General features: G+C 70.8%; 15 protein-coding genes. 7 read left to right on the forward strand and 8 right to left on the reverse strand.

Going from position 1 to position 12,264, the window contains the following annotated elements; all coding sequences use genetic code 11:
* The first annotated feature begins 118 nt into the window (after positions 1-118).
* Positions 119-322 (forward strand): cold-shock protein, encoded by a 204-nt coding sequence (locus tag P8T65_RS21570; protein ID WP_184905941.1) that lies wholly within the window; start codon positions 119-121, stop codon positions 320-322.
* 749 nt (positions 323-1,071) lie between these two features.
* On the forward strand, positions 1,072-1,425 hold the full coding sequence (locus P8T65_RS21575) for a helix-turn-helix domain-containing protein (protein WP_316726934.1): 354 nt from the start codon (positions 1,072-1,074) through the stop codon (positions 1,423-1,425).
* Between the two features lie 559 nt (positions 1,426-1,984).
* On the opposite strand, the gene P8T65_RS21580 is transcribed toward P8T65_RS21575, so the two are convergent.
* The 3 genes from P8T65_RS21580 to P8T65_RS21590 form a co-directional block, all read right to left on the reverse strand.
* Positions 1,985-2,989, reverse strand: coding sequence for a MerR family transcriptional regulator (locus P8T65_RS21580; RefSeq protein ID WP_316726935.1), 1,005 nt, complete (start codon positions 2,987-2,989; stop codon positions 1,985-1,987).
* A gap of 3 nt (positions 2,990-2,992) precedes the next feature.
* A complete protein-coding gene (locus P8T65_RS21585) occupies positions 2,993-3,664 on the reverse strand; it encodes a HEAT repeat domain-containing protein (RefSeq protein ID WP_316726936.1) in 672 nt (223 codons plus the stop codon).
* 71 nt (positions 3,665-3,735) lie between these two features.
* Positions 3,736-3,879, reverse strand: a complete 144-nt coding sequence (locus tag P8T65_RS21590) for a hypothetical protein (RefSeq protein WP_316726937.1) — start codon at positions 3,877-3,879, stop codon at positions 3,736-3,738.
* Positions 3,880-4,050: 171 nt separating this feature from the next.
* On the opposite strand from P8T65_RS21590, the gene P8T65_RS21595 reads away from it, so the two are divergent.
* Together P8T65_RS21595 and P8T65_RS21600 are read left to right on the forward strand one after the other, a co-directional pair.
* On the forward strand, positions 4,051-4,269 hold the full coding sequence (locus tag P8T65_RS21595) for a hypothetical protein (RefSeq protein ID WP_316726938.1): 219 nt from the start codon (positions 4,051-4,053) through the stop codon (positions 4,267-4,269).
* Positions 4,270-4,362: 93 nt separating this feature from the next.
* The gene (locus tag P8T65_RS21600) at positions 4,363-5,382 is read left to right on the forward strand and encodes a sporulation protein (protein WP_316726939.1); all 1,020 of its coding nucleotides are present in this window, start codon (positions 4,363-4,365) and stop codon (positions 5,380-5,382) included.
* Positions 5,383-5,453: 71 nt separating this feature from the next.
* Here the strand turns inward: P8T65_RS21600 and P8T65_RS21605 are convergent, their stop codons facing one another.
* Positions 5,454-6,386, reverse strand: a complete 933-nt coding sequence (locus P8T65_RS21605) for a M56 family metallopeptidase (RefSeq protein WP_316726940.1) — start codon at positions 6,384-6,386, stop codon at positions 5,454-5,456.
* A 6-nt stretch (positions 6,387-6,392) separates the two neighbouring features.
* Positions 6,393-6,824, reverse strand: a complete 432-nt coding sequence (locus tag P8T65_RS21610; RefSeq protein ID WP_399099622.1) for a BlaI/MecI/CopY family transcriptional regulator — start codon at positions 6,822-6,824, stop codon at positions 6,393-6,395.
* A 379-nt stretch (positions 6,825-7,203) separates the two neighbouring features.
* On the opposite strand from P8T65_RS21610, the gene P8T65_RS21615 reads away from it, so the two are divergent.
* Entirely contained in the window at positions 7,204-8,757 is a 1,554-nt protein-coding gene (locus P8T65_RS21615) for a fused MFS/spermidine synthase (protein WP_316726942.1), read from the forward strand.
* A 3-nt stretch (positions 8,758-8,760) separates the two neighbouring features.
* Here P8T65_RS21615 and P8T65_RS21620 read toward each other — a convergent pair whose 3' ends face one another.
* The 3 genes from P8T65_RS21620 to P8T65_RS21630 form a co-directional block, all read right to left on the reverse strand.
* Positions 8,761-9,297 carry a DUF2087 domain-containing protein gene (locus tag P8T65_RS21620; RefSeq protein ID WP_316726943.1) on the reverse strand — a complete coding sequence of 179 codons (537 nt, stop codon included), beginning with the start codon at positions 9,295-9,297 and terminating at the stop codon, positions 8,761-8,763.
* A gap of 396 nt (positions 9,298-9,693) precedes the next feature.
* Positions 9,694-10,230, reverse strand: a complete 537-nt coding sequence (locus P8T65_RS21625) for a DUF4232 domain-containing protein (RefSeq protein WP_316726944.1) — start codon at positions 10,228-10,230, stop codon at positions 9,694-9,696.
* A gap of 144 nt (positions 10,231-10,374) precedes the next feature.
* Positions 10,375-10,839, reverse strand: coding sequence for an ATP-binding protein (locus P8T65_RS21630; protein ID WP_316726945.1), 465 nt, complete (start codon positions 10,837-10,839; stop codon positions 10,375-10,377).
* Positions 10,840-11,015: 176 nt separating this feature from the next.
* Here P8T65_RS21630 and P8T65_RS21635 point away from each other — a divergent pair, with 176 nt between their 5' ends.
* Both P8T65_RS21635 and P8T65_RS21640 read left to right on the forward strand, forming a co-directional pair.
* Positions 11,016-11,930, forward strand: coding sequence for a helix-turn-helix transcriptional regulator (locus P8T65_RS21635; protein ID WP_316731657.1), 915 nt, complete (start codon positions 11,016-11,018; stop codon positions 11,928-11,930).
* Positions 11,893-12,024, forward strand: coding sequence for a DUF397 domain-containing protein (locus P8T65_RS21640; protein WP_316731658.1), 132 nt, complete (start codon positions 11,893-11,895; stop codon positions 12,022-12,024). Before P8T65_RS21635 ends, P8T65_RS21640 begins: the two co-directional genes overlap by 38 nt.
* The last annotated feature ends 240 nt before the right edge of the window (positions 12,025-12,264 follow it).

The following is a 12,264-nucleotide window of genomic DNA, read 5'->3' on the forward strand; positions in this document are numbered from 1 at the left end:
ACGTCGTTTTCAGTTGCAGGTGTGGTTGCCAGAAGGTTTATTTCCGACGGGCCAATCAGCACGGCGACACGGAATCCGCACAGGGCGGATTCCTGGCATCGTCCCGAAGGAGAAAAACATGGCTACTGGCACCGTGAAGTGGTTCAACGCGGAAAAGGGCTTCGGCTTCATCGAGCAGGACGGCGGCGGCGCCGACGTCTTCGCCCACTACTCGAACATCGCCACCCAGGGGTTCCGCGAGCTGCTGGAAGGCCAGAAGGTGTCGTTCGACATCGCGCAGGGCCAGAAGGGCCCGACCGCCGAGAACATCATTCCCGCCTGATCTGACACCGGCGACAACGCACACTTCGCAGCTGGGACTCTCACCCCTTGGGGTGCGGGTCCCAGCTCGCTGCGTTTCAGGGAGCGCCACGCCACCTCCTGTGTGACGGCGACGATCAACGCGCCGACCCGCCCCACGGCCCCGTCGCCGACGGAGAGCACGGCCGGACCCCGGGCGTCGGGCGCCCTCGCCTTGCCCCCTGATCCGCCTCGGCGCGCCTCGGCCTCACCGGTCCCATCGGCCACGCCTGCCCCCCCGGCCCCGCCACGCGGGTCTCCCACGACGACCTACCGGTCGACGTTTCCCCAGATCGCAGGCTATCTGTCTCCTCCAACAGGTGAAATCTACCTTTGCCACAGTAGACATTGGGTACTGGATCAGTTAGTGTTTTCTCGTCAACACGAGTCGAGCGAACCCGGCAGACACGAACTGGCGGGTGCAGTACATGCAGTACGCAGGGCGTGGCGCCCTGCAGTCGAGTGGTTGGTTCAGCGGAAGGACGGAGGACGCAGACGCCATCAGGATCGCCCGGCCCTTGAAGTACCCGGCCGGGTACCGCAAGACCCCGGATTGGAAGGTGGTCCCCGGTCACGCAACCGCGATCCCCGCACCCCCCCCTTCAGCAGGGCTGGGTAGCGGAAGCAGAAGGTCGGCAGAGCATCACGGCCGACGGATGGTGTTGAATTTCCTTCGGGGCCCTGGTGCCGTACGGCATCAGGGCCCCTCGACGCGTTGTACAAAGAGGTGACATGACAGCAGATAGCCCCCTCAGTGGTCGTCTGGACGACGACGACTACCCCGCATACACCATGGGGCGGGCCGCCGAGATGCTCGGCACCACCCCGGCCTTCCTCCGAGCCCTCGGTGAGGCTCGTCTGATCACTCCGCTGCGCTCGGAGGGCGGACACCGCCGGTACTCCCGCTACCAGCTGCGGATCGCCGCGCGCGCCCGCGAACTCGTCGACCGGGGCACCCCGATCGAGGCTGCCTGCCGCATCGTCATCCTTGAGGACCAGCTCGAGGAAGCCCAGCGGATCAACGCCGAGTACCGTCGGCGCGCCGAACACGAGGCTTCCAGCTCTCGCCTGCCCCATTCCGGCTGATCACCTGTGCGCGCCGGTCGGCTCGGCCGTGCACGACACCCCGACCGGCCATGAGCGGCGGCCTGTCACAGCGGGTCGTGTGCCGCGGCCGTCCTCCCGGCTGCGGCCGGTGGCGCTTCCTGCGGTCGACGGCGGTCCCGACGTAGACGCTCCCGACGTCGACGGCCCCACGTCGCCGGTGTCGCCGTGCGAGCGTGGTGGCGCGAGCTACCGCACGTCCACGAAGTCGCCGGTCGCCTTGACGGCCGGGGTCGTGGTGGTGCCGTCGAGGGGGCGCGGCAGCAGCACGGCGCCGGACGCCCTGGGGCCGCCCTTCGGGCGGCGACGGGAATTTGACGACAGGGCCTAGCCCGGACACCAGCCGCAAAACAGCCGGGCGATCATGTGCTCACCGCCTTGGCGGCCTGCTCGTCGTGTTCGCGTAGCGTCCGCATGACCGTGGCCGGCGAGGGGTGCCGGCCCTTCTTCGTGCCGGTGGTGATGACGAGCCGCTTGGCAATGGATCCAGGCTCCCTCCGCCCCGCGGGACTCGTGCGGGGCAAGCGGGGGAAAGATTCTGTCACCCCACGTCGCGGAGCTGAAGCAGGTATGTGGCGGTCAGCGCAACAGCACGGTCCTCGTCATGGGACAGCTCCACGAGGGCACGTGACGCCGTCGCCCCCGGGATGTCCGCCAGTGCTTGGGTCAGCCGCCCGCGTGCAGGCGCCTTGGTTGTGCCGTCGGCAAGGCGGTCGACGAGCCTGGTCGCGATCTGATCTGCCGTCGCGGTGTCGCTCGCCAGCACGCTCAGTGCATCGGCTGCATCGGTGTCGTTTCTTCCCTTCACGATCATGTCGATGAGCGCCGGGACCGCATCGGCCACACCACATGTCCCGAGCGCCAAAGCCGCATACCCGCGGACCACGGCGTCGGGGTTCGCAAGGGCATCCCGCAGCTGCGCGATGGTTTCATCACCAGGCATCTCGACGAGGGCCTGAACGGCGCGCTCCCGCACCGCGGCCACCGGTGAGCTGAGGCCCTCTGCCAGCAGTGCCAGGGGATCGCCGTCCGATCGAGCCAACGCCCATCGCAGGGCTCCCGCGACGTTCGGCTCCGTCTCGCTGAGTGCCGCCTCGACCAGGGCCTCCACCGGCACCGTAACCTCGTCGCCCGAGGAGAGGACCGCGCGCTGGCGCGCGTCGGCGCTCTTCGACCCCAGTGCTTGGAGGAGCGCAACGACCTGGAGCACGTCCTCCCAGCCGACGGGGTCCGCAGCATGGATGCGGCGGAGCTGCGTGAGTAGCTCGGTCTCGGCCGCGATGCGATCGCGCGTCTGCCGGATGAGGTCGCCGACGAGCGCCGAGGGCGTGAAATCGGGATCGTCGAGCGCGCGCCCGATCTCACGCAGTGACAGGCCCAGCGACCGCAGGCTCTCGATGTGGAAGATCCGCCGGATGTCCTCCGCGGAGTACTCCCGATAGCCGGATCCAGTACGGCCCGAAGGCCGCACGAGACCCAGCGATTCGTAGTGCCGGAGCATGCGGGCGCTGACTCCGGACCGTTTGGCCACCTCACCGATCAACACAGGTCAATCGTCTGCCTTGGGGGCTCCGGTGAGGGCCGCGACGCGCTTGGCCTCCTCGATCGCCAGCTCGAATCCGGCGTCGGGGTCCCGCAGCAGCCGTTGGGTGGCGAGCGCGTGTGCACGCACGCGCGGGTCTTCAGCCGTCGTCGCGGCGTGCAGGGCCGGCCCGGCCACTTCACCCAGTGCCACCAGCGCCTGGCTGAGACTCAGCTGCGTCTCCCGCTCACCACGCCCGAGCTGCGTCGCCAGGCTCGTGGCCAGGGCGGGCTCCTCTCCTTCCGGGACGAGCACAACCGCGGCCCGCCAGGCGCTGCGCGCCACCTCGTCGTCGGCGTCGGACAACAGTGCCCGGGTAATCGCCGGCCACGCCTGCCGGTCCCCGATCTTGGACAGCGTGTGCAGCGCCTGGCCGCGTGCCTGAGCACGCTCGGAGCGGACCTCGCGGAGCAGCTTGGGGAGCGTCAGGGACACCCGGTGACGGGTGAGTGCCCAGGTCAGCATGTCGCGGACGAAGAACTCGGGCTCGATCGCGCATCGTTCGATGAGTTTGTCGACGAAGCACGGGTCGGGCACCGTACCGACCGCCAGAGCGGCCCGCAGTCGCACGGACGAGCGACTGTCCTCCAGCCCCTGGAGCGCTCGTATCGCATCCGTGTCCCCTCTCATCATGGTCATCGGGACCACCTCCTTGGGAAGGAGTCAAGACCTTGTCACCGTGTCAAGGTCAAACGGGGTCGGCTGCCCGATCACGAGTCACTGAGGAGACGCCCCCGGGTGTGCGCCAGATGGTCCGGCTCCAGGCGCTCGATGCTCGCGGCGTGGCCGCGTGCGACGTAGGCGCGCGTCAGGTCGAGCGCTCGCCAGGCGGCCTTGTCGGTCCGGGGGCTCATACCGGTGGCCGAGCGCGGCCCTCCGGCCGTTGCGGGTATGCGTTTCGGCCTTTTCCGTCGCGCCCGCGCGGACCGTGCACTGCGCGGCCGTCGGCGAAACTATTCTTCTACATGTTTGTAGAAGATCCGGCGCGGGCCGGGCCTCGCACGCACCCTTTGGAGACGACACACATGGCTTCGATCGACCTGGACAAGGTGCTGGACAAGTCGTGGGCGGACAAGAGCCTGCCCGAGATCCTCGGGGCCCCGGTCGGGGCCCTGAAGGGGGTCTCGGACCGTGACGGCGAACTGCTCCGGGAGGCGTTCGGGGTCACGACCATAGCGGACCTGGCGCACCTGAAGTACGTCCGCTGGGCACAGGCGCTCGCCGCCCTCGACGCGGCCGAGTAACCAGCCCGCGAACCGCCGTGGCGCCGCGAAGCCCGCGGCCCGGCGGCACCACCCCCCAAGAAACACACGCACGTAGAAGGAGTGGACGCCACGATGGTGTTCAAACGACTGCTCGGCTCGCTCGGCATGGGCGGACCCACGGTGGACACGGTCCTCGACCCGGGCGCGGCCCGGCCCGGCGGTGCGCTGACCGGCCAGGTCCATCTCAAGGGCGGGGACGCCGACTTCGACATCGACCACATCACGCTGGAGCTGGTGGCACGGGTCGAGGCCGAGCACGGGGACGGCGAGGGCGAGGGGGTCGTCACCTTCGACCGGTTCACCGTCGGCGGCGGCTTCCGGCTCGCCGAGGGCGAGCTGCGCAGCGTTCCGTTCAGCGTGACGCTGCCCTGGGAGACGCCGATCACCGAGCTGTACGGGCAGGGCCTGGGCATCGTCCTCGGCGTCCGCACCGAACTGGCGGTCTCGGGCGCCAAGGACAAGGGCGACCTGGACCAGCTGGCCGTCGCCCCGCTGCCCGCGCAGGAGGCGATCCTCGAAGCGCTCGGTCAGCTCGGCTTCGGCTTCAGGTCTGCGGACCTGGAGTACGGGCGCATCGGCGGCACCGGCCAACAGCTGCCCTTCTACCAGGAGATCGAGCTGCTCCCGGCGCCCTCGTACGCGCAGCAGTTCAACGAGATCGAGGTGACGTTCCTGGCCGACCCGGGCGGCATGGAGGTCGTCCTGGAGGCGGACAAGCGCGGCGGCCTGTTCTCCTCCGGCCATGACGCGCTGACCCGGTTCACCGTCTCCCACGAGGGCGTCGAGCACCAGGACTGGAACGCGGTCGTCGACGGCTGGATCCGCGGGCTGGCCGAACACCGGTCCACGTACGGCTCGCCCGCCTCCGACGGGCACGGTGCCCCGTACGCGCACGGCCACGGTCACCACGGCCATGACGATCACCACCATGACGGCCACCGTTCCGGCCCCGGCATGGGCACGGTCGTCGCCGCGGGTGCGGCCGGACTCGCGGTCGGCGTCGTCGGCGGGATGGTGGCCGCCGAAGTGGTCGACGAGGTCGGGGACTTCTTCGAGGGCGAGGACGAGGAAGAGGAGGAAGAGGAGAGCTGACGGGCGGCTTCGGGGCGCCCGACTCAACGCCACCAATGAGGTGTCGCGGAACTTCGGCACCGCGTGGCGGCTCAGAGAGGCGTGGCGGCGTACAGGATGAGGAACATGGTCACCGCGGAGTTCGCGGACGACATCGCCGATACGGCCGTGCCCGCGGCGGCTCCCCAGGCGGCCAGGCCCACCGTGGTGAACACCGAGGGCCAGCTGCGCACGAGGGGGGCCGGGCCGAGGAGGGCCGTCACCCGGCGTGGGATCGGGCCGGGTGAGGCGAACCCGGCCAGTGTCGGCACCGGGGTCCCACGGGAGACCAGGGCCGCCTTGCCGATCGCGTGCGCCACTGTCCGGCGGCTGCCCACCACCTGGGCCGCCTCCTCGTCCGCCCATCGTTCCGCCGTGTAGGACACGGCCGTGCGCAGAGGCCGCAGGAACGGATTGGCGCACGCGGCGAGTTGGGCGGCGAGCAGGAACCGGTGGTGCCGGGCGGCCAGGTGGGCGCGCTCATGCGCGAACAGGGCCCGGCGCTCGGCCGGTTCCAGGCAGGACAGCAGCGCGGTGGTCACGACCACCCGGTCCCGGCGCCCGCCGGGCAACGCGTACGCGTACGGGGTGTCGTCGGGCAGGACGACCACCTCCGTGCCCGGCAGCCCGCCGAGCGCCCGGTGGGCCCTGCGGCGCACGCGGCCGTGCCGCCACACGGTCCGACCGCAGACCACCAGGACGGCGAACAGCGCGGGAATGGCGGCCTTGCCGGCCACCTCGTCGTAGGGCACGGCCTCGCGCACCTCGGGGTCGGACCAGCCGTCGGGCAGCGGGTTGCCGGGCAACTGGGCGGTGCCGACCACCATCACGAGCCCCAGGCACACCGTGCTGCACGTCGCCATCACCGCGGCCACCCAGGTCAGCAGCCGGGTCGCGGCGCGGGGATGCAGATGCTGCTCGGCCAGGCGGGCCATCGGCCATGCCGTGAGCGGCAGGACCAGCGGCAGAAAGACGAAGACCCCCATGAGGCGTCAGTCTTCCCCTTCGTTCCGACTCCGACCCAGCAGTTCGCGCAACAGTCGCTCGTCGTCCGGGCCGAGGCCGGTGACGAAGCTGGCGAGCACCGCCTCCCGGTCGCTCTCCTTGTCCAGCACCTTCCGCATCCTGTGCGCCGCGAGGCCCGCCTGGTCCGAGGCGGGCGTCCAGACGAAGGACCGGCCCACCCGCTCCCGGGTCACCGCACCCTTGGCCAACAGCCGCGTCAGGATCGTGATCACCGTCGTATAGGCGAGGTCACCGTCGAGACGGTCCAGCACCCAGCCGACCGTGGCCGGACCCTCCGCCTCCCGCAGCGCCGACAGGATCTGCGCCTCCAGCTCGCCCTGCCCCCGCCGCCGGGGACGCTCCCGGTGATCCGTCACGCCAGTCTCCCTTCCGCCGCCACCCGTTCTCCGACCGGGCATCGTATGGACGCCCGACGGCCGACCACCCCACTGTGAACCACCACCCAGGATCCACGAAAGCGCGGAGCGGCAGCGCAGCCGCCGGACAGGTACCACTACCACTGCCGTGCGGCACCGACGGCGGCAACCGCGCGAGGAGCGGGGACGACGTGGGCGAGGAGGGGAGAGCGAAGCCCAGCGTCTTGCCGGTGCCGGTAGCCGATGCCGGTCTTGGCCTGGCCGATGCGTCGGTGCCGGAGAGGGCGACCGGGAGCATGGGGTCACCGTGCCGATCCGAGCCACACGGTGTGCGTCGCGGTGCCGCGGATGCGGGCTCCTCCGGGCCGACCGGTAGCGGTCGCCGCAGTGGTGTGACGGGGCGCGTGCGAGGATGTCGGCCGTGACCGGATCGCCGTCCTTACCCGGACCTGGCGCCGAGGGCAGTCCTCGCGACCAGGGGTTGGGTCCCCGCGCCGCCGCCGTGCTCGTGTTCGGGTCCTCGGCCGCGGTCCTGGTCGTCGAGATCGTCGCTCTGCGGCTGCTGGCGCCCTACCTCGGTCTCACCCTGGAGACCAGCACCCTGGTGATCGGCATCGCCCTCACGGCGATCGCCGTCGGCTCCTGGCTGGGCGGGCGCCTCGCCGACCAGGTGGATCCACGGCGGCTCATCGGTCCCTCGCTCGGGGTGTCGGGAGCGGTCGTGGCGCTCACCCCCGCCGTACTGCGCACCGCCGCGGAGTGGGCACCGGCGTTGCTGCTGCTGATCGCGTCGTTGGCGATCCTCGTGCCGGGCGCGCTGCTCTCCGCGGTGACCCCGATCGTGACGAAGCTGCGGCTGACCAGTCTCGCCGAGACCGGGACGGTCGTCGGCCGGCTGTCGGGCGTCGGTACCGTCGGCGCCATCGTCGGCACCGTCCTCACCGGCTTCGTCCTCGTGTCGCGGTTGCCGGTCAGCGGCATCCTGATCGGCCTCGGCACCCTGCTGGTGGTCGGCTCGGCGGTGGTCGAGTGGCGAACCCGGCGGTGGAGGGGGACCGGCACCCCCGCCCTGACCCTCGCGGTCGTCGCCGGCGGCCTCGGCACGGCGGTCGCGCCCGGCGGCTGCGACGCGGAGACCAGGTACCACTGCGCCCGGGTCGTCGCGGACCCCGACCGGGACAGCGGCCGCACGCTCGTGCTGGACGGCCTGCGGCACTCCTACGTCGACGTCGACGATCCGACGTTCCTGGAGTTCGCGTACGTACGCGCCATCGCGTCGGCCGTCGACGCCGCCTTCCCCGAAGGTGAGCCCCTGACCGCGCACCACCTGGGCGGCGGCGGACTCACCCTCCCCCGCTACCTCGCCGCCACGCGGCCCGGGACGCGCAGCCTCGTGTCCGAGATCGACAGCGGGGTCGTACGCATCGACCGCGAGCGGCTCGGGCTGCGACCGGGGGCCGGGATCGACGTACGCGTCGAGGACGGCAGGCTCGGCCTGCGGGCGCTGGCCGCCGACAGCCGGGACCTCGTCGTCGGGGACGCCTTCGGGGGCGTCAGCGTGCCGTGGCACCTCACGACGGTGGAGGCGATGGCCGACGTACGGCGGGTGCTCGTCCCGGACGGCCTGTACGTCGCCAACCTCATCGACCACGGCGGGATGGACTTCGCGCGTGCCGAGGTGGCCACCCTGGACGAGGCCTTCGAACACGTCGCCGTCGTCGGCGAGCCCGCCGACATCGGCCTCGACACGACCGCGACCGCGACCTCCGACGGCGGCAACCTGGTGGTGCTCGCCTCCGACCGGCCTCTCGACCTGCGCGCGACGCAGAAGGCGCTGGACGCCCGGCGCACCGGCTGGCGGACCACCACCGGCGACGACCTCACCTCCTGGATCGCCGGCGCCCGCCCCCTCACCGACGACTACGCCCCCGTCGACCAGCTCCTCCAGCCGTCCACCACACGACGCGGCGACTGACCGTCAGACGCGCTCGTAGGTGGTGCCGGACTCGTTCCTGCGCAGCAGGCCCTCGTCCACCAGGGCGCGGCGCAGGGTCACCCAGTCGTCGAACCATTCGCCGCAGATCGCGTTGACCTTGGCCTCGGAGTAGGTGACGCCGGGCGCGAACGAGTCCCGCACCACGGCCAGTACGCGGCCGCGCACCTCCGCGTTGCCCGGAACGGACGTGAGCCGGCCACGGCGGAAGTAGGAGCCCGCCCCGTCCCCGCCGCCCCGGCCGGAGACCCTGACCTCGGCCTGGACCGCGAGCCGGAACGTGTCGTCGAGCAGCGTGTACGTGCGCCTCTCGCTGTCGAAGGCGGCGATCCGGCCGTCCGTCAGCTTCCGCAACGCGGCGGCGGCCGCCGGTGGGCGGAGCTTGGCCAGTTCGGCGACCTCGGCCACGGAGGCCGCGCCGAGGGCGAGGGCGGCGTAGGCGGCACGCCGGTCGTTCTGGGCGAGGAGACCGACCAGGTCTCGACAGGAGGGCGCATGGTCCTCGGTGGGGGCCGTGTTCATGGTGTCCGTTCGGGGGTCGTGGTTCCGGTCGTCGTTCCGGTCGTCGTTCCGGGCGCCGATCGTCGTGGGAGCCTCGGGCGCCCCTACTCGTATCGCGACACCAGGCTGCCGTGGACAGCGATTTACGGTGAGTGGGCGCGTTTTCAGCCAGCGTGTCGGCCCTGCCACCCCCGCGCGGGTCGACCGCTGTGATCACCCCGAGCCGGTCCTCGACCGCCTGCGCCGCCTCCAGGCACATGTCCTCCCGGAACGCCCGCCCGACGAGCTGCACTCCCACGCTCCGCGTCCGCGAGAGCTGAAGGGGCGGCCTCGTTCGCCGAGGCCGCCCCCTGGGTCGGTCGGTCCAGGACCGGCCTGTCGGTGGGTCGGGTCAAGACCGGCCCGTGCCCACCGTTGTCACAGCCCGATCGGGTTGAGGTACGTCGCCGGGCGCGTGGCGCCGTCCTGCTTGAGGATCTGGCCGCCGAACGGCCACGTCAGGGTGAAGTGCTCCGTCTCGTTCGGCGGCGTGACCAGGAACTTCGACGGGACGAACTTCTCCGCCCGGGGCGTGGACGCGGCCACCGGGAGCAGGGTGATGCTGAAGTCCACCGTGTCTCCCTTCTCCAGGGTCATCTTCGTGGGCTTCTGGGAGGAGCGCACCAACGACCAGGTGCCGTCGGTCGTCTGGGCGCCGACCATGTCGACCCCCGCGAAGCCGGACAGCGTGCAGGTGCGCTCACTCCGGTTGGTGAACCAGATGTAGGCCTGGGTCTGCTTCTCGGTCTGGTTCATCTCCGGCCTCGCGTCGTCCCCCAGAGCGAAGCCGGCCTTCAGGTCGGCGGTGTGGCAGCGGGTCGGCGCGGCCTGGGCGGCGGAGGCCGGTGCGGTGGCAGCGGCGGTGCCGGCGACGACGATCGCCGCCAGGGCCACGGCGGTCAGCTTGCTCTTCATGAAGTGTCGGATTCCCCTCGCATACGAATCGGCGCACAAGGTCGGTGCGCGCCTGCCCCCCTGTAGATGCACGCCACACGGAAGAGGTTCGGTGGGGCAGGGAATCTTTGCGGCGATCATGTGGGTTGGCTCAATTCCGGCTATCTACGGGCGAGTTGCCGCCTCAAGGGACACCTCCGCCCACACCGTCTTGCCCATCGGGCGACGAGGCTCCGATCCCCAGCGCGCGGCCAGGACGTCCACCAGCAGCAGCAGCCCTCGGCCGGACTCGCCCTCGGGGTACGACGAGGGCGGGGCCGTGGGTGGTCGCTTCGCCGAGGCGGCGTCGGCGACCTCGACACGAACCAGCCCCGCCGCCAGGTCGAGGGTGAGCCGGAGACCGAAGTCCCGTCCGGGGACTCGGCCGTGCTGTACGGCGTTCGCGGCGAGTTCGCCGACGACGAGAGCGACGCTGCACGACACGTCGGACGCCGCCGGGTAACCCCACTCCTCCAAGCGCCTGACGGCGAGGTGCCGGGCAAGCCGCGCACCTCGCGGGGAGGAGACGAACCGCTGGGCGACCACGGGGAGTCCTGGTTCGTCCGACGGGGTGGCGGTTGCTGTCAGCACGGCTGGTCCGTCCTTGTCTGTCGAGCTGAGACATCTCGTGGTGTACGCGAATCGTCACGTTCCGTGTCCAAGAGTCGTCCGATCGCCCTACGCTCAACAGGTGACGCAGCCTTACTTTTCAGTCCGTAAGGAACGGAAGTGACGCTTTGGCCAACGGAATTGATCCCAGCGCGTCGATGGCGGCGCTGTTCGGCGCGCGGGTGCGCAGGCTCCGCACGGCGGCCGGACTCACGCAGGCCGAGCTCGGTGACCGGACGCACGTGGTCAGCACGCGGATCACCCAGATCGAGCGGACGTCCGGAGCGAAGCCGACGCTGGAGCTGGCGCGTGCGCTGGACGCGGCCCTCGACGCGGACGACTTGTTGGTGGACCTGTGGCCGTACGTGTACCGGGAGGCGTTTCCGGACTGGTCGCGGAAGTTCATGGAGTACTCGGAGCGGGCGGTGACCATCAGGCAGTACGCGGCTCATGTGGTGCCTGGCTTGTTGCAGACGGAGGACTACGCGCGGGCGGTGCTGAGGGTCGGCCGAACGCTCAGCAGCGAGGAGCAGTTGGAAGAGCGGGTCGCCCTTCGCATGGGACGACAGGAGCGCCTCGGTACGCCCGACCGTCCCGAACTGTGGGTGGTCCTCGACGAGGCAGTGCTCAGGCGTCCGGTCGGTGGCCGGGAGGTGATGGGTGAGCAGTTGGCGCGGCTGCTCGGGACCACGGCGGAACCTCACATCACCATGCAGGTACTGCCGTTCGACCAAGGTGAGCACGATGCCTTGGGCGGATCGCTCACGGTGCTCACCATGCCGGACGGCTCGGAGATCGCCTACACGGAAGGCGCGCACTACGGCCAACTCATCGAGGATCCGGACCAAGTCAGGAGTTTCGCGCTGACTTACGATCGGCTGCGGGCGGCAGCTCTGCCCCCGCTCATGTCGCTCGACATGATCCGATCCGTGATGGAGGACAACCACCGTGGAGCCAACGTCCCGTCCCGATCTGAACGGCGTCGCCTGGCGCAAGAGCAGCTACAGCAATCAGGAGGGAGGCGACTGCGTGGAGGTGGCCGACGGGTTCCGGACCGTCGTCCCCGTCCGTGACAGCAAGGTCCCGCACGGCCCGGCGTTGCACTTCGACACAGCCACCTGGGCCGCCTTCATAGGCGAGTTGAAGGCCGGGCAGCACCACCCCTGAGGCGGCCGGGCCCCGGCCGCCGTCCGTCTTCCGGGCTCACCGGGCCCTTGTCCACGAGGGTCCGGCGGGCCACTGACCTCCCCAAAGAACCGGGGGAAAGAACTACCCGCCCACCCACCCTCCTTGGCCGCGAGGGGCCGCTTCACCCGTCCGGGTGACCGGCTTGCAGGCGCGGGATGCGGACGGTTACGTTCGCCGCGACAACCGCACAAAGACATCGGCCCCCGGCCGGGACTGCAA

The organism is Streptomyces sp. 11x1, assembly GCF_032598905.1.
In the GTDB taxonomy this organism is placed as follows: Bacteria; Actinomycetota; Actinomycetes; order Streptomycetales; family Streptomycetaceae; genus Streptomyces.